This window comes from Chitinivibrionales bacterium, from assembly GCA_014728215.1.
In the GTDB taxonomy this organism is placed as follows: Bacteria; Fibrobacterota; Chitinivibrionia; order Chitinivibrionales; family WJKA01; genus WJKA01.
This window is the reverse complement of sequence record WJLZ01000014.1, coordinates 1-24,516: the sequence shown is the minus strand read 5'-3', so window position 1 is coordinate 24,516 and position 24,516 is coordinate 1. Positions and strand designations below refer to the sequence as shown.

The window sequence follows — 24,516 nt, the reverse complement described above, 5'->3', positions numbered from 1 at the left end:
TTTATTGAAAGTTATCGCGAGCTCCGGATTCTGATTCCATATTGCATATAACGTTACATCTTCCGTTCCCATGGTAAAACTCGCGCCGTCGCTGTATTGAGCCGGGCCGTCGGCGACAGTTGCCCATCCGGCAAAATTCCAGCCCGTTTTGGAAAAAATATTCAGCGTAAGATTTGCAGAAGAACCGCCGGTGATATTTTGTGAATCCATTGTACCGACTGCGGCTGAATCGTTTTTATTATATGTGACAGTGAATATATTGGTCACGGCAAACGTTGTCATGTGGAACAGTGTGTCCCGTCCGTCCGATAAAGCTATTTGAAAACTGAAAATACCTGCTGTGTCAGGTGAAAATACCACAGTAAACGAAGAATCTGAAGATGAGGTATCAAGCCAGAGAGGGTCAAATTCCGATATGTTATTAATAAAGAAAACAACGGGGTCGCCATTTTTATCATATGCGCAATAGGTGAGTACAATAGAGTCGGTAATACTGTATGATGTTGATTCGGGAGCTGCGGTGAAGGCCGGGGCATATTTGTGGTACAGATACACCGCAATTTGCCGAGTTTGCTCAATATTCTGCTCATTCAGGATTGCTTTTAGCCCTATTATGACAACCCCTGTATCGGCAAGCGAACTGTAGAGAAAACGGTAAGATATAGTGTCTTCAGTCGGCTCTGATGTCGGATAAAGAGTATCTTCATACATGCCGTCACTATTGTGATCCACAAGAATCATCTCAACAAATTTCATAAGATTAACGGCTATCTCAATCCCTACAGAATCAGCCGTGCATATTGTATCGCCGGTCAAATTTATAACAGAGAAAGAAAAATTATCAGGATTGTCAATTGGATTCAATGGATCATTCATGCAAACGATCGAAACTACCGCTAAGGTGAATATGCAGATGAAAAACGGAATTAATGTTTTCTTGGCCATTATGAGAACCTTTCCGTTTTAGCTAATTAACGTAGCAATAAAATGCTATATGAAAGTATTTGAAGAATTAAAAATCTGTCAAGAGCGAATATTTCATTTCCGGCTTTTATTAGCACTCCCTCGAATCCTTAGCCTGGCAGGAAAATTAATATAAATCCGGCTTGCTTTTTGTGTCAAAATATATTTGAAACGATTTGTTGATCATTTTTCTATTATTTGTTCGTATTTCTCCGCAGGCGGTTTCATCGACGGCACAACGGCAACCGTACCGATTGTAAGCCTTCCAGCCGGATAAAATGAAAGAGCGGAAATTCTGTTTCCGCTTTGTATAACGACTACAAATACAATGCCTTAGCGCTACTCTCTCATATCATGCTTTATGCCATTTTGCAGGCGTGTGATCCCGTTCACAGCGGTTTCACCAATTAAGGGGTATGCTTTAACAGCAAATTGAAAAGGCGGATACCAGTGAGAAAAAGCGCCGGCACAGTTCAATTGAACAAAACTGAGTTCGCTTAATCGTGGATTCAATGAACTGGCTGCAATACATGATGCTTTCGGCGATTTGAGTAACCTGTCGAAGCTCTATCTCACCAGCAACTATATCGCAGCGCTGTTGCCGAAACAGCACATGACAGCATTTATATCGACAGTATCGCCTGGGAGGCTATCCATGTGACGGTCATGTCGACAGGAAAAACACCGGTGTGCGAATTAAATCTTATGCATCTTAAAAACCGTCGATTCGATTTTCCTGATTGTTTCTGCGATTTCCGTATGGATTCTGGAATGTTTTGTTCCTCGTGAATAGACCCGCATGTCCCGGAGGCCTCCCTGCCATTCGTTGCTTCCCAAAAAGACGCCGCCCATACCCAGAGGTTCTTCGATTGCCGATTCCATGTCATTAAGGATAGTCCAGACCAGGGCCCATCCGCGGGCGGTTTTTCGGGGGATATAGCCGCCGCCGCCGGTGACAAGCATGGGTTTGTTGAGCTGCATAATATCAGGCAGGATTTCGGCAAACACGTTGTTGGTCATGTTCAGATGGGTAAGCGGGTCTCCGGCAAGGATATCCATGCCGATTTCACAGACGATGACATCAGGATCATAAAATTCGATAAGAGGCGGAACCAGAGTTTCGAAAATAAATAAATAGGCATCGTCATCGGTGCCGGGAGGAATCGGAATATTGACATTGTATCCGGCCCCTCTGCCTTCACCGATCTCATCTTCAAAGCCACCCCAGGGGTAGAGTGATTTGCCGCTTTCATGAATTGAAATGGTGAAAACATCACTGTTTTTATAGAACGCATGCTGCGTGCCGTTACCGTGATGAGCGTCGAGGTCGAGACAGAGGACCCGTTTTCCGGCCTTTGCCAGGGTTTTGCAGCCGAGTGCGATATCGTTAATATAGCAGAAACCACCTGCTTTTTCGGGGAGTGCGTGATGGTATCCCCCTGATGGATTGAACACCCGTCCGGCAGCCCCTTCTAAGAGCAGGCGGGCACCGGTAACGGTGGCTCCGGCGGCAAGCATGGAATAGGGGAAAAGATCATAAAATACCGGCGTTTCTTCAGTCCCTAATCCGTAAAAGAAATCGTCGGATTTCATGTCGCCGGTGGTGGATATCCGTTTCAGAATATTAAGATATCGTTTGGTGTGAAACTGGTTGGCTTCCTTTTCCGTAATCGCCACAGGAGCAGCCTCAAAGCTGTTGCCGCCGCCAAAAAGTCCCATGGATTTCAACAGCGACTTTGTCATTCCCGCACGTTCTGTTTTAAAAGGACACATGTCGGGATAATGGTACCGTTCGATTTCTTCCGAATGAATAAATGCTGTTTTTGTAAAACTCATATTTCTAATCGTTTATCCTTCTTTTGCCGGACCTCTTACGCATTTCGAAAATCAATCACCGTCTCCCGATAGGCTTCAGGCACACCAATGTCAAATCGCCGTCCTTTAACGACATAGCCGGTGAATCCCTTCTCCTGCCTGAGTTTGTCGAGACAGGATGTCAGTTGGAATTCTCCTTTTTCCCTAATATTGTTGTCAATCGCTTCCTCAAGATAGGCGAATATTTCCGGCTGAAGAATATACTGGCCGAAGACGGTGAAAAAAGAATCATCATTCATACCTTCAACATGAAGGTGTTCACGGGCATATTCAAGCGTCGGCTTTTCGCTGAACTCGGTGATCGACATCAATGATTTTTTTTCTTTCCATGCCCCGGTGACACACCCGAATTTACTGATCTGATCGCCGGGGGTGACTTTCAGTCCCACCACGCTTTCACCACTTCGTTCATAGGAATCGATCATCTGTTTGCAGCACGAGACATCATTATCCGATGCATAGAGATGATCACCGAGCATGAGAAGAAAGGGTTCATTACCGACCCATTCCTTTGCACAATATACTGCATGGCCGAATCCATCCTGGGTCTCCTGTACGGCAAAGTGGATGCGATGGCCAAGATCGAGCACATAGCTGCTGTATTCCTGGTTTTCCTTCGAGAGTTTCCGGAAATTACCGATTGGTGGTGGCGTACAGAAAAACTCTTCGAAAAGCTCACGGTCGTCTTTCTGAACCACCAGGCAGATTTCTTCGATTCCGGCATTTACGGCTTCCTGAACAATAGCCATGATAACGGGCTTGGCTCGTCCGTCACGGTCAATAACAGGAAACAATTCCTTTTTTAATGCTTTCGATGCCGGAAACAGGCGAGTGCCGAAACCTGCAGCCGGGATAACCGCTTTCCGTACTCTCCGGCTCGACCGGAGGGTTAATTTCAGGCATTCTACGTTTAGATCACGCTCCAGAATTTCCATAACTTTCCGCTGAGAATCTTCATCTTTCACAACAAACTGAGCAGTGCCGTCACCTTGAGAACCGACCCCTTTTCCTCCGTAGACCAGTTTTTGTATCGGTCCGTATGACAAGACCTTATGGAGGACCGGTGAGGTAAGCTGTGAAGGGCATGCGGGTTGAAGATGTTTGTCGAATTGCTGCTGAGCTTCAACCATGAGCGCCCCGAGTTTTGCCGCATTGCCCTCTTCGAGCGCTTCACGGGCTTGCTGTGTTATGTCGGCACTGATACTGCCCAGATATTTTTGCACATTTTTTTGAAGTTCATTTTCCGCAAAGGGATAACAATGGTTGAGGCTGTTCAGGATTTCTTTCGTATCCTTACCTGCACAAAGGTCAACAATAACAAAATGGATATCTTTGGGTACCCGCATCTCTTTGACATCGATTTTATCGCCATCGAAGGTCATGAGAATCGGTCTGTCCCCATAGGCACAACCCTGGTCCATACGGCCGCAACGGGAAGGGGTTGTAATTTCACCGAGATAGGCGTATTCCATTTCTCCTCGAACGGTCATTTTCAGGTCATAGATCCGGTTAAAAGCCCGTGCCACAAGCACGCAGAGCGCCGCACTGGAGGAGAGCCCCTTTTTTATCGGAAGGTCGGTGAGGTAGTTGTCGATCTCCATCCCCCGGATCCGGTAATGGGTCATGACATTATAGGCAACACCGGCGACATAGCTGAAAAATCCACCCTTTTCAGCTTCGGCCAAAAGCGCATCCCGCTCCATCGGAATCTCGAATGGTCCTTTGCGGGTACCATCGCTCAAGGTCGAACTGAATATGAGTTTCGATGGATGCGGTTTTACTTCGGCGTGAAGGCCCTGGTTGGTACCGGTTATTATTGTATAACCCTTTTCAAGTTCACCATTAATACGCCGGTAACCACCGGCCCAGTCGGTGTGTTCACCGAATAAACAGATTCTGCCCGGAACAAATATTTTCATTAGGAAATACTCCTGAGGTGGAAAACAATATCATTCAAAGAAAAATAAAATAATTTCTGTTGAAGCTTTGATACAGCATAACGTTCACACCGATGCTTCGCATTTATGGTATCAAGAATCCCATTGTATTTTCTAATATATGATATTTTATAAAAATCCAATTATCAGTCAACCTTTCCAGTGTCCTTACCTTCCCGAAAAAACCGCTCAGTATGCCTGTTTTTTTGCCGGTGATGTCTCTTCAGGGGAGCTGGACACTCTTCTCGAGCGGGGATGGCGCAAATTCGGAATATACTTTTTCCGTCCTTCCTGCCCGAACTGCAGAGCATGTATTCCTATCAGGGTTCCTGTGCAGACATTCAGTCTGAGTTCAAGCCAGAAAAAAATCCGTAACCGGAATAAAAATGTCGTCTTCCAGTTTAATCCGCTCAGATACTCAGATCGAGTGTATGAAATATATAGTGATCATTCAAAGACTCGATTCGGAAAGAAAACAACAAAAGATGAATTTATCGAGTCGTTCTATGTTCCATCATGCCCTTCCTTTCAATCGGAATATTATATCGAAGATAAGCTTTTCGGAGTCGGGTTTCTGGATAAATCGGACAAGGCATTCAACAGTATCTATTTTGTTTTCCTGTCTGAAGAACGCAAGCGGGGACCCGGCGTATTGAGTGTTCTCAGAGAAATCGAATATGCCCGAACGCAAAGACTTCACTACTACTATCTCGGTTACTGGATCGAAGAAAATGCGAGTATGGAGTATAAAGACCGGTATAAACCCAATCAGAAAATGAACTGGGAGACAGGAGAGTGGAGGGAAGGATAATGGATTTGTTGCGAATTTACTATGCAATTCCGGCAACCGGGAAACGGAAACCAGGCTCGTTAGAGCCGGTATGGTGGAGAAAAATTGAGAAAACGGCCCTATCCCCGCCAGTTTTTCTTTTGTTGTGTTCAATGATTATATTGTAGTCTGTTAACAAGGCCGGTGGGGAGAACAACGTGTTTGAAACATGAAATACCGGTTACTATACCACAAATGGAATTGTCCATAATGATTTACTGGAAAAAATCAGTGCTGTCCAAAATAAATTGAAATATCGAAAATAACCGACATCGCAGTGAATATGGTCCGATTTTTTTTCGTAATGAATCGAAGTTTACGTTATACAATTATCTTGATTGTTGAACGCCGATGACGCCAATTTGGCCGATTATCGCTGATTTTTTAAAATATTCAGTTTTCTGATTAGCGAATGCCGGCATGATCAGCGTAATCAGCGTTCTATTTTGGACAAGAGTGGGAAAAATAATGAATGTAAGGAGGAGGGTGAATGAGTAAAATCGGAGCCGTGATCATTCCTTTTATTTATGCGATCCTCTTTATTTTTGTGCCGATTAAGCTTTTCAATACCAATTACGGCTGGTCGGTTATTATTCTGTTCTGGATACCGGCCATACTCCTCTATGTTTCTATGTCCCTTGGCAAAAAGATATCTTCTGCCCGGCAAAAAGCATTCTGGGCTACTACATTGATAATGATTCCGGTGACTTTCCTTTTCGAATATCTCTGTTTATATCTCGATATCTGGGGCTTTCATGAGGATATTCATAAGCTCTGGGGAATAAAAATCTGGGGTGCGCCGATAGAAGAATTTCTTTTCTGGTTCGGAGCGACACCCTTTTGTCTGATGGTATACCTCTACTTTCGCAATATTTTTAAACCTTCAAGGGTATCAGGCACCTAGTCGAGAACATGTACCACCTCTCGTTTAATGTGTTGAAGGAGGCAGTTTATGCCGGATGATCATACTGACGGCGATCATACTTATCCTGTCACAACCGATATCGACAGTAAACCAACCTATACACGGGGAATAAAGCGCCCCTGGTGGATGATTATTTCTATCCCCTTTATAATTCTTATCGTATTCATGCGCAAACATGTAAAAAACATGTGCTGGAAATCAAGCTTGTGTCTGGTGGCGCTCTTTGAGTTTACTCTTCTGTTTGTAGAGCACAATTCGGTAATGATCGGTCACTGGGTGTATAACAAAAACGCCATTCTGGGATTCGAGATATGGAGTATTCCCATTGAAGAGCCGCTGATTTATTATTTGTTCCCCCCGATTTTTGTGGTGATGATTTTTCATCTGTTTTTAACAAGGTTCGCAAAGGAGAAGGACGATGACCGCTAAAAGGATCTTTGGTATTCTCTTTTTTACCGTCCTTGGGATCTATGTTCTGGCGAATGTCTCCCTTATGGGTTTTGGCGAATGGTTGGCAACCGGTACATTTATTGCAACCTGGCTTCTTTTCAAATTTGTAATCCATAAGGATATTACCGGCGATCTGATAACAGGGATGATCGTGGGGGCGACGGTTGAGTATCTTACTGAAGCCTATTGGGATTACTCCATGAAGGTGTATATCTATAAAGATATTTCTGTTTTTGTCATTATGGGCTGGGGATATAGTTTTACCTATTTTCTCTATTTTTCGAGAATTCTTTACAAAAAGCTCTTCAATAAAAACATGGTAAAGCTTTTCGACAAGCGGATAATACTTTGTGATGCTCTTGTCGGGCCGCTCTGGTTTATTGCGAATGAATATGTGGGCATGAATATCTTTCATCTCTGGACTTACAGCAGTATTGCCGGGTGGACCCATATCATCCCGGTGATACACTACCCGCTTGAAGGGGTGATCGGTTCGATTTTTTTCTCTATAACTTTTCCTACCTTTGTGCGATACTGGCAAAAAGAGTTTGATTTCGACCCCCATTTGTGATACAATCAATATATTCTTTGTGTGTAAATTGTAAACAGGTGGTTTGATGGAGTTGAGACACAAGATTTCCCGTCTGCTGTTTTCTCCGGCTGTTAGTCATCACGATCAGATAATAGAATGGAAATTGAACGCATTTTATAAATTGCTTTCTGTTCTCCTGCTTGCATTTTTAATACCCATATTCTTCTTTTTTACAGTATTCGGAGAACCGGTGCTTATCGGGATTTCGTTTTTGTTTGTTATCGCTACCTTTCTGTCCTATCGACTGGTGCTGCGAAAGCAACTTGCACCGGCGGTATACCTGGTGCTGATCTGTAGCACGCTTACTTCGTCCTACTATTTGGTATATACCGGGAAAACCGATGCAAGCTATCTGCTGTCTTTCAATGTGTTGATGGCAGGGCTTTTTCTTGGTAAACGCGCAGCTTTTCTCTGGGCATTTTTCTATACCCTTCTGCTTTTTTCGATTGCACTTTTTACCGATCTCTTCACTTTCTTGCCCCCGTTGGTTGATTATTTTGCCCGTTCACCAGATACTTCGGGAGTCGAAAGCCACTTTTCAACGGCCTTGTTTCTTATCTGGGCTACGGCATTTGTAAGTCTTTTGTTCCAGAAATATTTTGCCGAACTCCTGGCAAAAATCAAACATGCCAATATGGTATTAGAAAGAAAAGTTGATGAGCGGACCGATGAACTCAACAGCGTTAATAAAAAACTGGCTGATGCCCTTGCAACTGAGCGGACATTGAAAAGTGAAGCGCAGAAGAAGGCCAAGGAAGAGCGTTCCAAGCTTCAGTCGGAACTGTTTCAGGCCCAGAAAATGGAGGCGATCGGGCACCTTGCCGGCGGTGTTGCCCATGATTTTAATAACCTTCTTACGGTCATTACGGGATATGCAGGACTGCTCGAAATCAAACTCGATGAAGCATCATCATTGCTCGGTTATGTTCAGGAAATCCGGAAAGCCGGTTCCCGGGCAGCCGAACTCACCAACCAGCTTCTGGTTTTCGCCCGGAAAGGGAAGTTCCAGTCGAAAGCAATCGCCGTTCATGAGATCATTCGTGAAGTAGTAGCACTTTTAGAACGAACAATTGATAAGCGCGTTTCCATAAATCTGGATTTCAATGCCAGACCGTCGACAACAACCGGTGATTCGACTCAGATACAGAACGCGCTTCTTAACCTTGGAATTAACGCCAGAGATGCAATGGCGGAAAAAGGTGGAGTTTTGACCTTTGCTACCAGGATCGAAATGGTTGCCCGAAGTAGATTACTGGGGCATTCTTTTATCCTGGAACCCGGTACCTATATCGCAATATCCGTCTCCGATACAGGAACAGGTATCGACCGGAATACCATGGACCATATTTTTGAGCCCTTTTTTACCACAAAAGAGAAGGGGAAAGGCACCGGTCTGGGACTGGCCGCTGTCTATGGCTGTGCAAAGCATCATCAGGGATGTGTCGAAGTACAAAGTGTTCTGGGGAAAGGAACGAGTTTTACGCTCTATTTTCCCGTTCTTGCCGCTGAAGATAATTGTCGGGAAACCGGCTGGTTTGCAGTTGGAGGAAAGTCGTTTATTTCCGGAAGAATTCTTATTGTTGAAGACGAAGAAGCGGTGCGAAATATGACTGGAGAAACACTGGAAGCCCGGGGGTATACTGTTGTCACCTGTGATAACGGCATTGAAGCTCTGGAATACCTGTCAGTACATGCCGACGATGTCGATATTGTGCTTTTGGATATGATTATGCCTGAAATGAACGGGCGAGATACATTTTATCGAATTCGAGAAATAAACCCATCATTGATTGTTGTTCTCATTTCAGGATATAATCCTGACGGTGAGTATGCCGACATTCTTAAATTGGAGCGTGTTGCATTTATTCAGAAACCCTTTTCAGAAAACCAGATCATGACCACTATCGAATCCTTCCTCAGTATTGAATCCCAATGAAGAATCTCTGTTCTGGTGATTACAGATTACCATTACTCCTTTGCCGGAAATCATTTTATTAGTATGCTTTAAATGAGAAGGGAACTCAAATATATGCTGCAGAAGATTGTTTTGATGCTGTGCCTGACCATTATGTGGGCTCATGGAAGTCCGCGGGCAGTTGCAGGGACGATGCTTGGGAAGAAGCTATGGTGGGAAACTGCCGATATTTCCTATGACACCCTCGGTTGGGATGCCATAGAAAAAGCCCGTGAAATCGACGATTCCATGCAACGCCGGGGCCCCTATGAATCATGTGAGAAATTTGCCGCCAAAGGTAAGGTGTTTTTCAGAGTAAAAGAATTATCGGCCCTTTCTGTCGCGATCCTGAAAGATCTGGGCTTTGAAATCCTTTTTCTTGTCCAGTATCGAGGGTTTACCGAATCCGATCTGATGATTTCGGTTCCCGGCAGTTCAAAGGACTATAAACAGCGCCTGATGAGATCGGATTATCTCTGGGAAAAACTTGAAGATTTCAATCTGGAAAAGCCGGAGAAAATGGATGATAACTATACCGTTACATTGAATTTTCATGAGGGTGGATTTTCAAAATATACCGGTAAAGAGGATATTATGAATAATGCAAAACAGATCGTTTCCGGAAAGAGTGGCGTTATTATTGAAAATCGTCATGATACCGGCGGAGAGAATGTTCTTGTTCGCCGGATCGTTTATTCGGTCTTTATGATTGCCGATAAAAAAATGACCGGCAAAAAAATTATCTCCAAAGTAGAGAAAGTAATGGATTCTCTGGGACTTGACCTCAGCTATAAGCCCCCGCACCTGGAAAAAATTGAGTGTCCATAACTACCGAACATTTTACTTTCACACTAATATTACACAGGCGAACCCTCCCTCGTTGAACCGATGTGAGGGCCTTGGGGGCACCTGACAAAACAGCTTCCTGTATACCCTTCCTTGCAAGCTTTTTGGCGAAATGGTATAATCAAACTCAGTTTATTGCCACTTTGTCAGCTAGGGCTTGATTTGATGGATGAAAGAAATTTTGATGGAAGCCATATCATAAATGCGGACCGAGGATATCGGAGCGCGGCGAGGTCATCTGTGAGGCGCGAGGTCGGCACATACCGGGCGTATGCAACGATTGAGCAACGAAGCAGATGGGCTCATCCCGCTCGATCGACTGGCGGGAGCATTGGTGAGATAGCTTCTGTTCTTTGGGGGAGAGGAGTGAAACACGGGTGCGGTTTTCTTTTATTTACATTGATGCAATTCTCGTTCGCCGGCGATTCTTCTTCTTATTTGTCTATAATGTTTTGGCGGGCGGACTCCCTTGTCCGGGCAATCTATTCGCAACCCGAAATAAAAATGAAAGAACTGGCTCCGGCAGGTGAGCTGTTTCGCCGTGTATTGAAGGATAACCCTGCGCTTTACACCCTCCTCCGGACAAGTTCGGCAGGACTGGTCGTTAATGAAGCTATACGTGATACTCCACCAGGAGAGAAATACCGCGATATCAGTGGTAAGGAATGGTATATGGCGCCCCGGCAGTCAATGGATTCTTTTTATGGCGAGATAGTGGAGCTGGAAGGAAAAATCGTTCAGCATATCGGTTTGCCGATAAAAATTACAACCCCGGAGAATAAAATCCGGTTCGGTGGAGTGCTTCTGGCCGTTCTGGATCTGGATTATCTAATTCGGACATATGCCCAACACAATAAACGGCCCTTCAGAATCATTCTCGATAAAAAAGAATTATACAGCCGAAACTGGAATGATACCTGCGCGCGTATTGATAACAAAATCATTTATAAAGGACAAAAGTCGCTTACCTTACAGCTCTGTGACAGTTTGCATCAGTTGTGGGTTGAACAAATATCCGAAAAGGCGGAGGAAGAGAGTAACGAGATTTCTTCGTTATATTCTGAAAGAAAAAAAGACGTCGGGAACAGAACTTTCCTTGATTTTGTTAGGATGAACAGGAATGCTCTGGTCGTTGCTGCTGTCGGCCTTATAGCGATTTTAATCCTGGCTGCTGTTCTTCTTGCCCTTAAAAAGAGCAGGAGTTTGGAAAATGATGAAAATGATAACAACGATGATTCTGATCTGGAGCGCGAACGGCAAAGAGAAGGAATGCGGGAGGCTTTGAAGAATAAACTGAAAGAAGAATTGAGAAAGGAAATTCAAGAGAATTATTATAACGAAATATTTGACCGGGAAAAGAAAAAACTCGAACAAAGGATAAAGGAGACGGTTTCTGCAAAAGAAACCGATGCTGTATATGCCTTAGAAAAAGAAGACCTTCACCGGCGCATTAGAGAGGAAATCCAGAACAATGAAAAAGTTGATATATACCGGAAAATCTATGATGAAATAGCGGTAGGGGAACGAAGGAGGATCGAAGAGCATGAATTGGAAGGAATAATTGAGAACGAAAAAAAACGATTGCTCGATCAGGAGGGACCGAAATTACGCAAAGAATTCGAAGAGCGGATTTACCGTGAAGAAGTGGGGGTAATTACCGGTAAAATAAAAAAGCGTGTTGCCGATCAGCATAAAGAAGAAATAATGCTGGCATTGGTGGAACATGAGGAAAATATTGTTCGCGAAAGGGTTTCAAAGAAGTGGGATGAGTTATCCGGAAAATGTCTTCATGAATGCAGGCAAATACTGGATGAAACCCAGAAGATTGCGGTTTCCCTGAAATCGGTTAAATCCCTGGAGTCACTGGAAGAAATGCTTGAGATATTAAACAAGCAGAAAAGGCAGTTCAAATATTTCAATCTGGATTCTGCAGCCACAAGTCAGTTGCTGACTTTTCTGGGAAATATCTGTACGGAAATGAGCGGCCAGTTTGATTTTCTTGACAGTTCGATTAAAAGTGCGGTGATGCGGGTTAACAGTCTGCTTAACCATGTTGTTAACAAAGAAGATTCCTGAATGGAGGCTTGAGCCTTGCCGTTTGAATTTTGAGATTTCTCAAACTTATTTTTAAAGCATGATTAAAACAGGAATTGGACATGATACCCATCGTTTTCAGTTGGAAGTTCCCAAAAATCTGGTATTGGGAGGGTTTACGATCCCCGATTGTTTCGGGCTTCAAGGCAACAGTGATGGTGATGTTGTTCTCCATGCGCTTACCAATGCGCTTTCGAGCATTACAGGGGTAAACATTCTGGGTGCGGTTGCCGATGAAATGTGCATGAAAAAGGGGATAAAAGACAGCAAAAAATATCTCAAAAAGGCGCTGGGATGTCTCAAAGAATACGCTGTTGTGCATGTATCCATTTCGATTGAGGCCAAGATTCCCAAACTGGCTCCTCATATCGATGCCATGAAAGAATCGATTGCATCACTATTTTCTCTCACCCCCTCGGATGTTGGAATAACGGCAACTTCCGGAGAACGGTTAACCGCTTATGGTCGGGGAGAAGGGATTATGGCTATCGCCGTGGTTACTGCGATCAAAACAGAAAAATAAGCCCCTATCTCTAATTATTAAGACAAACCACATAAAAACCTGTCTATCAGGTCATTGGGGTTGACATGAAAGCCCTTTTCCCGGTATAATTATTACTATACAAGGGAGGTCTTTTATGCCGGTAGATTCCATACCACCCAATGATGGGGCTGCACAGTTGCATACTTCCGGCCGAACCGACGGTACCGACAAAAAAACGGAAACGAGCAGGAATACCGATGATCGAAACAGGGAGAGAGCCTCGGAGGCAGAAAACCCACGATCGGGGTCTGGACGGACTGAAACTTTAGATAAGGTAGAAATCCGACGGGAACAGATCAATATAACAAAAAAGCTTGATGATGATGATCCAAATCGGAAATCTCCTCAACCCCTGGAACCCACCAGGGGAGCAATAAACCTTACAGCCTGAAAACCATCCGGAATATGTCTTTCACCGGGTTGAGCCCGGGCACAATCGAATAATCATCTGATCCTTCAGTGAGCTGCGCAACCAGAACTTATTTTCTATCTCTTACTGGAATATGTATGGTTACGGAGCCCTGGAGGAGACATAATGGAAAAAACTATTCGCGTACGTTTTGCCCCTTCGCCAACAGGCTATTTGCATGTAGGCGGTGCCCGGACGGCATTGTTTAATTATCTCTTTGCGCGGCATAACAACGGCGTGTTTATTCTGCGTATCGAAGATACCGATCAGAGCAGATATCAGGAGAGCGCATGCAAAGAGATCTTCGACAGTCTAAAATGGCTGGGAATCGAGTGGGATGAAGGGCCTGATGTTGGCGGAGACTATGGCCCCTATGTCCAATCGGAGCGAAGAGATATCTATAAGCAATATGCCGGGCAGCTTGTCGAAAGCGGTAATGCCTATCCCTGTTTCTGTTCCCCCGAGCGCCTTCAAAAAGTCAGGGAAAAACAGCAGGCCGAAAAACAAAAAATCGGATATGACAGGCATTGCCGGAGCCTTTCGGAATCCGAGCGACGGAAACTCCTGGAAAAAAACACCCCCTGTGTTATCCGGCTTAACGTGCCGCTTGGTAAAACTGTCGTGTTTAACGATGCTGTTCGAGGTGAGATAACCTACGAGAGCGATCAGCTTGATGATCTGGTTTTGCTGAAAACCGATGGGTTTCCAACCTATCACCTTGCAAATGTTGTTGATGATCATCTGATGAAAATTTCCCATGTTTTACGGGGTGATGAATGGATAGCCTCAACCCCTCGTCACATCTTGCTGTATGAGGCCTTTGGATGGACTCCTCCCGAATTTGCCCACATGCCGGTGATATTATCCTCCGACGGTGGTAAGCTTTCAAAGCGCAAAGGTGCGGCTTCGGTGTTGGACTATTGCCGGGCAGGATATTTGCCGGAAGCGTTGCTTAATTTTCTTTCTCTTTTAGGATGGGCGCCCGGTGATGATAGAGAGATAATGAACAAAGAGGAGATCTTTTCCGCCTTTTCACTTCAAAGAGTATCACCTAAAGCATCGGTATTTGATGAAAAAAAACTGGAATGGATGAACGGGCAATATATGGCTCAACGGTCCGTAGAGTCGATTAAGGGTGATATCATACAAGGCTGGAAAGAAAAGGGCTTTATCGACCGCAATGCTGATGAAAATGATGAATATCTGGAGCAAGTAATCGCTCTGATGAAAGACCGGTCTAAGAAAATTACCGATTGTATCGATAATTCATTTTATTTCTTCAAAGATCCTGAAGGGTATGATGAAAAAGCTGCCAAAAAGCATTTTAAACCCGATGCTGCAAAGCATTTACAAGTGCTTTGCGATAAAATTGAAGCGTCCGATATATTCACGCAGGAGAGCCTCGAGAATATTTTCAGGGAATATGCCGAGAAGGCCGGGGTCTCGGGTGGAAAACTGATCCATCCGACACGTCTTGCAGTGAGTGGAGTAAGTTTCGGCCCCGGATTATTCGAACTGCTCGAGGCACTGGGAAAAGAGACGGTTGCTAAAAGGATGCATAATGCAATTTCCTGGATAAAAGAAAATAAAAGCTGAAAAGAAAGAGATACATATTTATGAATACCGCCGCAAATCTTGAGAATGCACCTGTTTCGAATTTTATTCGGACTATTATCAAGGAACACAATGAATCCGGCCGCTTTGGCGGCAAGGTTGTAACCCGTTTTCCTCCGGAGCCGAACGGTTATCTGCATATTGGCCATGCAAAGGCAATATGTATCGATTTTGGAATGGCCGAAGAATTCGGTGGAGAATGCCATCTCAGGTTTGATGATACCAATCCATCAAGAGAAGAACAGGAATATATTGATTCGATAAAACAGGATGTCGCCTGGCTGGGATTTGACTGGGGCGAGCGTGTTTTTTTCGCCTCCGACTATTTCGGTAAGATGTACGAATGGGCTGTCGAATTGATCAAGAAAGGCAACGCCTATGTCGATGATCTTAACGCCGAACAGATACGGGAATATCGAGGTACATTAACCGAGACGGGGAAGGAGAGTCCCTTTAGAAATCGATCGGTTGAAGAAAATCTTGAGCTTTTCGAAAAGATGAAAAATGGAGAATTTCCCGACGGTTCTCATGTTTTACGGGCAAAAATAGATATGGCCTCTCCAAATATTAATATGCGGGATCCGGTGATGTACCGGATACAGAAAATGACACACCACAGAACCGGCAATGAGTGGTGTATTTATCCCATGTATGACTGGGCCCATGGATTGGAAGATTCCATTGAAGGAGTCACTCATTCACTCTGTTCTCTGGAATTTGAAGATCACCGCCCGCTGTATGACTGGTTCCTGGATCAGTTGGGAATTCATCATCCTCAGCAGATAGAATTTGCCCGTCTTAATCTTACCTATACTGTTATGAGCAAACGGAAGCTGCTCCGTCTTGTCAGGGAAGGATATGTGAATGGGTGGGATGATCCCCGGATGCCGACCCTCAGTGGTTTCAGGCGGCGGGGATATACTCCGGAATCGATTCGTACTTTCTGCGAGCGTATCGGGGTTGCGAAAAGGGACAGTGTCGTTGATGTTGCCTTACTTGAGCATTGCCTCAGGGTGGAACTCAATAAACACGCCCCCCGTTATATGGCCGTTTTACGTCCGTTAAAAGTAATAATCGATAACTACCCCGAAGGACAGGTGGAAGAACTCGAGGCGGTTAATAATCCGGAAGACCCCGAGGGGGGGACAAGAAAGGTTCTGTTTTCGGGTATTTGTTATATCGACCGGGAAGATTTCATGGAGGAGCCGCCTAAAAAGTTTTATCGCCTTGCCCCCGGCCGTGAAGTCCGGCTGCGGTATGCCTATTTTATCAAATGTACTGATGTTGTCAAAGATTCCCAAACCGGAGAAATCACCGAGGTCCATTGTACCTACGATCCCGAAACAAAAGGCGGGAATGCTCCGGATGGACGCAAGGTTAAGGCAACACTCCACTGGGTCTCGGCCGGTCATGCAATCGATGCCGAGGTGCGATTATATGATCATCTCTTCGCAAAACCTGATCCCGATGATGTTGAAGATGGGCAGGATTATACGGCGAATGTGAATCCAAACTCACTCGAAGTCCTTAAAGAATGCAAGCTTGAGCCTGCTTTGCGAACGGTCAAATCCCGGGACCGGTTTCAATTTGAGCGTGTCGGCTATTTCTGTGTCGATCCGGATTCGGACGATAACGCTCTTATCATTAATCGAACCGTTACGCTTCGAGATGTATGGGCAAGGATTCAGAAAGCCAAAGGGAAATAATATATTCAAAAGAGGTGAAAATATATATATTTGTTTAAGGGGGGGATTCATAAGGAATAATGAATTATCAATAATGCCTTATAGTTTAATGAAATTAATTATTGAACCGCTTTAATTAAAATTATCGAAGCGGTATATTTTAAGCAAAGACAATTTTGCTCCAGAGCAATTGTTATTTAAGCGATTGAAAGGAGAGCTGATCGTGAATCGAAACATTATCGTCTGTTTGATCGGGTGTATCTGTCTCAGTAGTAGTCTTTCGAGTTATGCAAAAAAGAAAATCGATCCCGATGCTTATAAAGCTGCCGAAGAAGAGGCTCGTAAAAGAGAAAAGGAGCGGGAGCAGTATCGGGAGAAACTGACCGACGAGGAAAAAGAGGCACAGAAGAAAAAAGAGGACGCCGAAAAAGAGAAAGAACGCCAGCGAAAAGCCGAACTGGAGGCTCAAAAAAGAAAAGAAGAGCAGGAAAGGGCTGCCAAATTAGCAGAATCGGTTCAGGGTATTAAGTGTAACAACAATCTTATTCTTCAGACACTGGAACTCAATGAAAAGACTGTAGGTTTCAACCCCAGCCCCTTTGAGAAGGGACGTATTCATACAGCTTTGATCGGGATGCTCGAAAAAAGATTCAAACGCGAAGTGACCCTTGTCAAAAAAGACCAGGTCGACTTTGTCAAGAATTGTGATGCTCTTGTCGTTATACCGAAAATGAATTACTTTCAAAAGAAGAAAAAAGGATTTATCACTCGGGGAGTGACGGAAATCGAATTTTTCTTTTACTCCGATCCTGATAATGAGACGTACGATTTTTCGGTACTGATAAAAGGGACGGGGAAGCCGCAGCTTGGTGAGACAGCACTCTCTGCTCAGGTTGAACGGGCGGTAAAAAACGTTACAAAAAAACTCGAGAAAAAACTTGATGCTATCGAGGGGACTTTTGCAGCTGGACCGGTTCAATGTAACAAAAGAGCCTATGTTGAACGGATGAAAATTGACGATGATATCTCAAAAATACAAACAGATGGATATCAGGAATTGGTGCTTAACACTTATATTCTGAATGCTGTAAATCAGGCTTTCGGCAGTCATGTTACGATGGTAACACGCGAGGAAATGGATCAGGCCGACGAGTGTGAATCGCTGGTGATAACGCCGATGCTGCTGTCCTATGAAATGCAGCAGGGAGTGGCGAAAAAAGATGTGATCGCACAAATGGAAGTACACTTTTTTGATGGTACCCATACCAATGAGATAGATTTCACCCTGAAAGTAAAAGCGTCGATGAAACAGGGGGCGGAAGCCACAATGTTTGATGGGCTCGAAAAAATGTTTAAAGAATTAGGCGATGAATTCAAGAAGGAGCTTAAAACATCGGCATACCGAAAAGTCGGGGGCTATTTGTAAACCGGCTGCTGTTATAATGACTTGCGGAAATTTCATTTCCGTTCACTTTATTTCATGGTAGTCTTATTTTTCCTGATTCTCCATTTCCTGTAGCAAATGCCGGGAAAAACGCTGTCTTTTAATTTGAATACAAACCCGTACATCGTATATTTTACAAGCTTATATATTATTATGTTCTGATGTGCTGTGCAGCTTCGGTTGCAGCAGACAGCTACAGTTTTCTATCGGCACTTAAGCAAGAAATGAACGAATTATGGAATAGGCATAATGCCGAAAGAAAGCTTTTGAGTTTCTTGGCCGAAACTCTTAAAAAGTAAAACTATATCAGGTACTCACGTCACAAGGGAGGTGTAATGAAGGTATACGACGCCAAATCGATTCGCAATGTGTGTTTGGTTTCTCATGGTGGCGTAGGGAAAACTTCACTGATGGAAGCGATGAGCCATACCGCTAAAGCGACTCACAAGCTCGGGAAAGTGGACAACGGCACAAGCATATTTGATACACGGCCCGACGAAAAAGAACGGAAAATGACTATTTCGGCGGTGCTTGGTTTTTGTGAGTGGAAAGATACAAAGATAAACATGATCGATACCCCCGGATTTCTCGATTTACAGGGGGATGCGAAGGCTGCTTTACGGGTTGTAGAAACAGCATTGGTTTTGATTGATGCTGTTGATGGTATTCAAGTCGGTACCGAAATTATGTCTCGCTTCATTGAAGATAATAATCTACCACGTTTTTTTGTTATCAACGGCCTCGACAGAGAAAATGTCGATTTCAATAAAATTGTAAATCAGCTTAAAGAAAATTTCGGGACCTCCGTCGCTCCTTTGAGCATTCCCATTGGTTCGGGGCCGGAGTTTAAGGGAGTTGTTAATCTTATTACCCGTCAGGCCTACGAATACACTTCTGAGGGAAATGGAGCGGGGAAAAAGATCGATATCCCCGCCGATATGAGTGAAAAAGTCGATAAAATGCGTTCGGCTCTTATGGAATCGATTGCCGAAAGTGATGAATCACTCATGAACAGCTACTTTGAAAAAGGGGAGCTTTCGGATGATGAGATGAAACAAGGATTGGCAAAAGGTGTTGCCAACAATTTTATTTATCCTCTTCTTTCCGTATGCGCAACCGGAAACATGGGCGCCGATGTCCTGCTTGATACGATTGTAAATCTGTCTCCCTCTCCGGAAGTCCGCAAAGAGATAGAGTTGACCGACGGGCAGGAGACCTCCAAAACCAACTGCGGTCCTTCAGAGCCGACTGTTGCTTTTGTTTTTAAAACAATTTCGGAAGAGCATGTTGGTGAACTCAATATTTTCCGTGTTTTTAGTGGCAAAGCTGCAACCGGACAGGATCTGGCGAATCCCCGGAGAGGAGGCGCCGAGCGTCCTGGGGCGCTGTACATTATGAAAGGCAAAGAAAAAATTGAGGCTTCCGAAATCGGATTCGGGGACATCGGCGGTGTCTTAAAACTCAAGGATACCCATACAAACGATACGCTGGTCGCCAAGGGATCGACTATGTACTATCCTCCCACAGAATTTCCCGAGCCGCTTGTCAGCATTGCAATCAGCCCTAAATCCAAGGGTGATGAAGAAAAAATTGGTGTAGGACTCAACAAACTTCAGGAAGAAGACGCCACTTTTACCTACGAATTCCATCCGGATATCCATCAATCTATCCTTTCCGGGATGGGTGATGTTCACATCCAGATCATTCTGGAAAATCTTCAACGGCGGTTCAAGGTATCGGTAGATAGAGAACAACCAAAAATATCCTACCGCGAAACGATTACCAAACCGGTCAAATATGTTGAATATACGCATAAAAAACAGACCGGGGGCGCAGGTCAGTACGCAAGAGTCTTTATCGATTTGGAACCGATGGAGCGGGGCGCCGGATATGAATTTGAAGATAAAATTGTCGGTGGTGTTATTGATCAACCATTGAGGCCAAGTGTTGATAAAGGTGTCCGCTCCAAAATAGTTGAAGGCATTATCGCCGGATATCCGATTGTCGATATTAAGGTCGCGCTCGTCGACGGAAAAACTCATCCGGTTGATTCCAAAGATATCGCCTTTCAGATTGCCGGCAGAGAGGTATTTAAGAAGGCATTTGAGATGGCCTCACCAATCCTCCTCGAGCCTATTGTTGATCTGGAGGTTACCGTACCGGATGATTACACCGGTGATATAATGGGAGACCTTTCTTCCCGGCGGGGAAAAATCAGCGGGATGGAGCCGAAGGGAAAGTACCAGACTATTCATGCGAAAGTACCTGTGTCTGAGATCGCAACCTATTCACAAACAATGCGTTCGCTTACCCAGGGGAGAGGCTTTTATTCTAAAACATTTTCACATTATGAGCCTGTACCGCCCGACTTAACGAAAAAAATCGTTGAAAAAACTAAACAGGAAGCCGAACAGGAAAGCGCGTAATTTCACATGCCCCGATTAAAGACAATTGAATGGAGTGATAGTGCGGTTCGTATCGTCGATCAGACACTTCTTCCCAACGAACTCTCTTTTTGTACCATCGATAACATCACCGGTATCTACGATGCAATTAAAACATTAAAAGTACGTGGTGCACCTGCAATCGGGATTGCAGGCGCATATGGTCTCTATCTGGGGATGGCCGATTTTCCTGAAGACAGATCGCTGTCGAATTTTATTACCTATCTAGAAAAAAATGTTCGATACCTCGATTCGGCCCGTCCAACTGCAGTTAATTTATTTTGGGCTTTGGAACGAATGAGCAAAAAAGCAAAAGCAATGGCCGATAGTTCTTCCATACTCGAAATTAAACAGGCGCTGCTTCAGGAAGCTCATTTAATTCTTGATGAGGACAAAAGAAGCTGCAGAATGATCGGAGAGCATGGGTTTGGTGTTATAAAAGACTACGCCTCCATTCTCACCCATTGTAATGCAGGTGGTCTTGCCACATCGGAATACGGAACCGCTCTGGCACCCATCTATATTGGCGCTGAAAAAGGTAAACGCTTCCTGGTATATGCCGACGAAACAAGACCACTTCTTCAGGGGGCCCGGATAACCGCCTTTGAGCTTAGAGAGGCCGGTATTCCAGTTACTGTGATTTGTGACAATATGGCGGCATCGGTAATGGCCTCGGGCAAAATTGATGCTGTTGTTGTCGGTGCAGACCGTATCGCTGCAAACGGAGATACCGCCAATAAAATTGGAACATATCCTCTGGCATTAGTTGCCCGTGCCCATAATGTTCCGTTCTATGTAGCCGCACCTTCATCGACCTTTGATTTGTCAATGAAAACCGGTAAAGAGATACCGATTGAAGAGCGGGAGCCTGTAGAAATAACCAATGGTTTTGGAAAGAGAACTGTACCCGAAAACGTACCTGTGTACAATCCAGCCTTTGATGTTACACCATTCTCGCTGATAACTGCAATAATCACCGAAAAAGGGGTTATCTGTCCACCTTTTGATAAAGGGATTGCGTCCCTATTATCCTAAAAGAACTTCTGTCCCCGCATTCTTCAGTGTATCATTCTTCCTCAGTATGCATCCAACACTCCAATGAGTGTTGGAGGGCTAATGGTCAATAGAGCTGAAGCTCGGATGAAACATTCAATGCTTTTTGTGCCAGCGCAATTATTTTTGCCTTGTCGCCGCAGTAGCAGAGAAGTTCATGCGATCCGGTACTGATCGTCTGGTCTCCTTGTGTCACACCTTTGTTGAGTTGAAGCTCAATTTCTCCGAAGGGAAGTAGCTCATCGCCAAATCCGGGGCCGTTGTTATACGATTGTGTTGCCCCTCGAGGACCTTCAGGATTGTTCTTGGGAGGGTCTATACACTCTTCCTGATTTCGAGGCATATCATCAGATCGCTTTATAATACAAAACCATTGATCTGAATCCGGGTAGGGAGACACATACACCGCTTTGGTTTTGTTCTCGAAAACCATGTCTTCAGGTTTGAGTGCAAACTTATAGATGCCGTCAGCATCAATGCGAAAGCGTGCATAATTGCCGATAACTTCGGCGCTTTCTTTCGGAATCGGGTTGAAATAGCTGAGTATCGTACCATTTTCTTTGATTGGGTAAAATGCCGTTCCCGGTTGCTCGACGCCACAGGTATATATCATGCTGAGAGACCAGCAACACATATCGACACCGGGTTTGCTGACACCAATCGAGTCGGTTATTTCGACACCTACATAAGGAAGGCCCGAACTGTAAGGGTCGGTCTTTGATTTGAAGGAGCGCTTTGAAAAGCAATCCTCATAGGTTTCATTTTTCATGAAGTCGAAAATCGGATACTGAGTTTTGAATACCAGATTGTCGGTTTTGGAAAATTCCCCAGGGTCCATACCTGGTGGAACTTTGTGTCCTTCGAAGTCGCGGGGATTTTCGTAATAAAAATTCCGTTCGGGTGATATCCAAAGCCGCTCACCGCCGACTAACCAGTTTCCACTGCTCATAAGTGAATCGATTTTTTCGGGTACCCACAAGCAGTTCGGCAGGCTATTATCAGGAAAAAGACCAAGTATTCGTGCGCCGTACTCTGTAATCAGAATCGTTCCCGAATCGGTAGCCAGAGTTGAAAGTGATGAGTGCTTGGAGGCAATGTCCTTTAGTTCTTTGAGAGCAAAACTCTTATGTGCCATGGAAAATTCTCCATAATGAAAAAGATTACAATAGATCTCGGTTCCGATTAGCTGCTAAAATATAATAAATTGGCCCTCTGCAAGGCTATGACCGGGAGCTTAGACAAGAAAAAAACGGGAATAAAAATATAGCGTAACTACTCAGTTTACTTACTCAATGAAAGAACTCATACTCTTTTCTGAATTTCCAGACGGTGCTTCCTTTGGCAAAGTGGGGCATGATTACGGCCTGAGCAGTAGTGGGGGAGTTAAATAAGGAGTTCTCGGCCTTTTCAACAAGTCTATCGACAGAATCGAAAGCATAGGCACCCTTCATAGGGAATATATTATTACCGAGTTTTCTTTGGCGGCCATACAGACTTGCAATCGAGTATCCGGAGTGTCGGGCTGTATTCCATACCCGAGAATTCCATCGTCCGTAGGGAAATGATAGAGAAATAACTTTCCGTCCTATTATGTCTTCAAGTATTAATCTCGATTCAGTAAGCTCCCTCTCAAGATCACGCTGATTCAGCATCGTTAAATCGGGATGAGTAAGAGAATGGCTCCCGATTTCATGGCCTTTGTCGGCAATTTCACGAAGTTGAGCTTTTGATAGATGAGCCCGGGAAGGGAATACATCCCAGGCCGCGGTTGTTCCGATATATGAAACGATAGGGAACAGCGTTACCTTGACGTTAAATTTCTCAAGCACTGGAAGAACATAGTGATAAAAATCCTCAAAACCATCGTCGAAGGTAATGCAGAATAACGGTAAATGAGAATTTTTGTCCGATTCTTTTATCCGTGCGCTTTCAGCGAGAGTGCGTGAGACAATACCTTTCCGGTGCAATATCTCAATGAATTTTTCGAATTTATTAACAGGATAATATGAAACGCCCCACCGGCTCGTATTATTTACTAAGTGAAAGACAATGCCGCCGGGCTGATCCGCAGGTTGATACATTCTGCCCCATACAGCAGTGGCGAAAAATCCGAGGATAAGCGGCACAAAGAAAGCGGACAGTATTAAATACCAGAGTAGATGCATACCAGTTACACCAGTTACTGTATGGATAAAGGTGAGTTATAAAAATAGTTTCTGTTCAGAATACTATTCTTAATTGATCGGGATAAAATGAGGTTTTACCTCGATTTGGTGGAAATAGGGGCGAATCATATTTTAATCGATAGAGGTAATTGTAGAAAAGAAAGGTTTCAGTGACAAAAAAGGAAACGTTTACCTGTCCGAACTGCGGCGAAACAGTACCGTACAATGCGAAAGCCTGCCCGTACTGCGGTTCCGACGATGAGACCGGCTGGTCTGAGCAGACATATCTCGATGGAATTGACTTGCCCGATGACGAGAGCTATGATGAACTGCTCAATCGTGAATTTTCAACGGATTCAAAATCAAAAACCAGGCTTAACTGGCGATTAATGACAGCCGCAATCCTCTGTATTGTTTTTATTCTGCTTTTGCTGCGCGGGCTTTTTTAATTATCTATCTTTTTTACCGAATAATCGTGATATGAGGGCCTGTTGGGGTTTTTTCTTATGGTATGAACGGGCTTCTTTGATTTTTAGGCGCAAGTATGCTGTATTTGATCCTGCCGTTGTATGGTCGGAAAGCGGGGGCGGGTATTGCTTGTTACTGTCATTATTCTGAAAAAATTTTTGAGGAGAAGCCTGATTACCCGTAGGGGAGGTTTCTTTGAGAGGTGGAGCCGGTTGAGGTGGAGCC

The 24,516-nt window shown here is 44.3% G+C and carries 20 protein-coding genes; 15 read left to right on the top strand and 5 right to left on the bottom strand.

Annotated features, from left to right (window positions below; genetic code table 11):
* The 3 genes from GF401_01010 to GF401_01000 all read right to left on the bottom strand — a co-directional run.
* Positions 1-945: hypothetical protein (locus tag GF401_01010; GenBank protein MBD3343621.1), on the bottom strand; the 945-nt coding region annotated here is incomplete at its 3' end.
* A 714-nt stretch (positions 946-1,659) separates the two neighbouring features.
* Positions 1,660-2,799, bottom strand: a complete 1,140-nt coding sequence (locus tag GF401_01005; protein MBD3343620.1) for an acetoin utilization protein AcuC — start codon at positions 2,797-2,799, stop codon at positions 1,660-1,662.
* A gap of 35 nt (positions 2,800-2,834) precedes the next feature.
* Positions 2,835-4,757 (bottom strand): GHMP kinase, encoded by a 1,923-nt coding sequence (locus tag GF401_01000; protein MBD3343619.1) that lies wholly within the window; start codon positions 4,755-4,757, stop codon positions 2,835-2,837.
* A gap of 139 nt (positions 4,758-4,896) precedes the next feature.
* Here GF401_01000 and GF401_00995 point away from each other — a divergent pair, with 139 nt between their 5' ends.
* The 14 genes from GF401_00995 to mtnA all read left to right on the top strand — a co-directional run bounded on the left by GF401_00995 (position 4,897) and on the right by mtnA (position 21,640).
* Entirely contained in the window at positions 4,897-5,586 is a 690-nt protein-coding gene (locus GF401_00995) for an arginyltransferase (GenBank protein ID MBD3343618.1), read from the top strand.
* Between the two features lie 508 nt (positions 5,587-6,094).
* Positions 6,095-6,508 (top strand): lycopene cyclase domain-containing protein, encoded by a 414-nt coding sequence (locus GF401_00990; protein MBD3343617.1) that lies wholly within the window; start codon positions 6,095-6,097, stop codon positions 6,506-6,508.
* Between the two features lie 48 nt (positions 6,509-6,556).
* Positions 6,557-6,958, top strand: coding sequence for a hypothetical protein (locus GF401_00985; protein MBD3343616.1), 402 nt, complete (start codon positions 6,557-6,559; stop codon positions 6,956-6,958).
* Positions 6,948-7,550, top strand: coding sequence for a hypothetical protein (locus GF401_00980; protein ID MBD3343615.1), 603 nt, complete (start codon positions 6,948-6,950; stop codon positions 7,548-7,550). The genes GF401_00985 and GF401_00980 overlap by 11 nt, the downstream gene beginning before the upstream one ends.
* A gap of 46 nt (positions 7,551-7,596) precedes the next feature.
* On the top strand, positions 7,597-9,507 hold the full coding sequence (locus tag GF401_00975) for a response regulator (protein MBD3343614.1): 1,911 nt from the start codon (positions 7,597-7,599) through the stop codon (positions 9,505-9,507).
* Positions 9,508-9,600: 93 nt separating this feature from the next.
* A complete protein-coding gene (locus GF401_00970) occupies positions 9,601-10,353 on the top strand; it encodes a hypothetical protein (protein ID MBD3343613.1) in 753 nt (250 codons plus the stop codon).
* A gap of 522 nt (positions 10,354-10,875) precedes the next feature.
* Complete coding sequence (locus tag GF401_00965) at positions 10,876-12,447, top strand: hypothetical protein (protein MBD3343612.1); 1,572 nt, start codon at positions 10,876-10,878, stop codon at positions 12,445-12,447.
* Positions 12,448-12,508: 61 nt separating this feature from the next.
* Positions 12,509-12,988 carry a 2-C-methyl-D-erythritol 2,4-cyclodiphosphate synthase gene (locus GF401_00960; GenBank protein MBD3343611.1) on the top strand — a complete coding sequence of 160 codons (480 nt, stop codon included), beginning with the start codon at positions 12,509-12,511 and terminating at the stop codon, positions 12,986-12,988.
* 115 nt (positions 12,989-13,103) lie between these two features.
* Positions 13,104-13,400, top strand: a complete 297-nt coding sequence (locus GF401_00955; GenBank protein ID MBD3343610.1) for a hypothetical protein — start codon at positions 13,104-13,106, stop codon at positions 13,398-13,400.
* A gap of 141 nt (positions 13,401-13,541) precedes the next feature.
* Positions 13,542-15,014, top strand: a complete 1,473-nt coding sequence (locus GF401_00950; protein ID MBD3343609.1) for a glutamate--tRNA ligase — start codon at positions 13,542-13,544, stop codon at positions 15,012-15,014.
* Positions 15,015-15,034: 20 nt separating this feature from the next.
* Positions 15,035-16,738: a glutamine--tRNA ligase/YqeY domain fusion protein gene (locus tag GF401_00945; protein MBD3343608.1), complete on the top strand. Its 1,704-nt coding sequence runs from the start codon at positions 15,035-15,037 to the stop codon at positions 16,736-16,738.
* Between the two features lie 202 nt (positions 16,739-16,940).
* Positions 16,941-18,143 carry a hypothetical protein gene (locus GF401_00940; GenBank protein ID MBD3343607.1) on the top strand — a complete coding sequence of 401 codons (1,203 nt, stop codon included), beginning with the start codon at positions 16,941-16,943 and terminating at the stop codon, positions 18,141-18,143.
* 353 nt (positions 18,144-18,496) lie between these two features.
* Entirely contained in the window at positions 18,497-20,587 is a 2,091-nt protein-coding gene (locus tag GF401_00935; protein MBD3343606.1) for an elongation factor G, read from the top strand.
* Between the two features lie 6 nt (positions 20,588-20,593).
* Entirely contained in the window at positions 20,594-21,640 is a 1,047-nt protein-coding gene (gene mtnA, locus GF401_00930) for an S-methyl-5-thioribose-1-phosphate isomerase (protein MBD3343605.1), read from the top strand.
* Positions 21,641-21,725: 85 nt separating this feature from the next.
* On the opposite strand, the gene GF401_00925 is transcribed toward mtnA, so the two are convergent.
* On the bottom strand, positions 21,726-22,793 hold the full coding sequence (locus GF401_00925; GenBank protein ID MBD3343604.1) for a hypothetical protein: 1,068 nt from the start codon (positions 22,791-22,793) through the stop codon (positions 21,726-21,728).
* Between the two features lie 154 nt (positions 22,794-22,947).
* Entirely contained in the window at positions 22,948-23,823 is an 876-nt protein-coding gene (locus GF401_00920; GenBank protein ID MBD3343603.1) for a polysaccharide deacetylase family protein, read from the bottom strand.
* 170 nt (positions 23,824-23,993) lie between these two features.
* On the opposite strand from GF401_00920, the gene GF401_00915 reads away from it, so the two are divergent.
* Positions 23,994-24,272 carry a zinc-ribbon domain-containing protein gene (locus GF401_00915; protein MBD3343602.1) on the top strand — a complete coding sequence of 93 codons (279 nt, stop codon included), beginning with the start codon at positions 23,994-23,996 and terminating at the stop codon, positions 24,270-24,272.
* Positions 24,273-24,516 lie beyond the last annotated feature (244 nt).

Excerpts from the sequence above, each read along its gene's own strand:
- GF401_01005 (MBD3343620.1), bottom strand. The coding sequence starts at position 2,799 with ATGAGTTTTACAAAAACAGCATTTATTCATTCGGAAGAAATCGAACGG.
- GF401_01000 (MBD3343619.1), bottom strand. The coding sequence starts at position 4,757 with ATGAAAATATTTGTTCCGGGCAGAATCTGTTTATTCGGTGAACACACC.
- GF401_00995 (MBD3343618.1), top strand. The coding sequence starts at position 4,897 with ATGATATTTTATAAAAATCCAATTATCAGTCAACCTTTCCAGTGTCCT.
- GF401_00990 (MBD3343617.1), top strand. The coding sequence starts at position 6,095 with ATGAGTAAAATCGGAGCCGTGATCATTCCTTTTATTTATGCGATCCTC.
- GF401_00985 (MBD3343616.1), top strand. The coding sequence starts at position 6,557 with ATGCCGGATGATCATACTGACGGCGATCATACTTATCCTGTCACAACC.
- GF401_00980 (MBD3343615.1), top strand. The coding sequence starts at position 6,948 with ATGACCGCTAAAAGGATCTTTGGTATTCTCTTTTTTACCGTCCTTGGG.
- GF401_00975 (MBD3343614.1), top strand. The coding sequence starts at position 7,597 with ATGGAGTTGAGACACAAGATTTCCCGTCTGCTGTTTTCTCCGGCTGTT.
- GF401_00970 (MBD3343613.1), top strand. The coding sequence starts at position 9,601 with ATGCTGCAGAAGATTGTTTTGATGCTGTGCCTGACCATTATGTGGGCT.
- GF401_00965 (MBD3343612.1), top strand. The coding sequence starts at position 10,876 with ATGAAAGAACTGGCTCCGGCAGGTGAGCTGTTTCGCCGTGTATTGAAG.
- GF401_00955 (MBD3343610.1), top strand. The coding sequence starts at position 13,104 with ATGCCGGTAGATTCCATACCACCCAATGATGGGGCTGCACAGTTGCAT.
- GF401_00945 (MBD3343608.1), top strand. The coding sequence starts at position 15,035 with ATGAATACCGCCGCAAATCTTGAGAATGCACCTGTTTCGAATTTTATT.
- GF401_00935 (MBD3343606.1), top strand. The coding sequence starts at position 18,497 with ATGAAGGTATACGACGCCAAATCGATTCGCAATGTGTGTTTGGTTTCT.
- mtnA (MBD3343605.1), top strand. The coding sequence starts at position 20,594 with ATGCCCCGATTAAAGACAATTGAATGGAGTGATAGTGCGGTTCGTATC.
- GF401_00925 (MBD3343604.1), bottom strand. The coding sequence starts at position 22,793 with ATGGCACATAAGAGTTTTGCTCTCAAAGAACTAAAGGACATTGCCTCC.
- GF401_00920 (MBD3343603.1), bottom strand. The coding sequence starts at position 23,823 with ATGCATCTACTCTGGTATTTAATACTGTCCGCTTTCTTTGTGCCGCTT.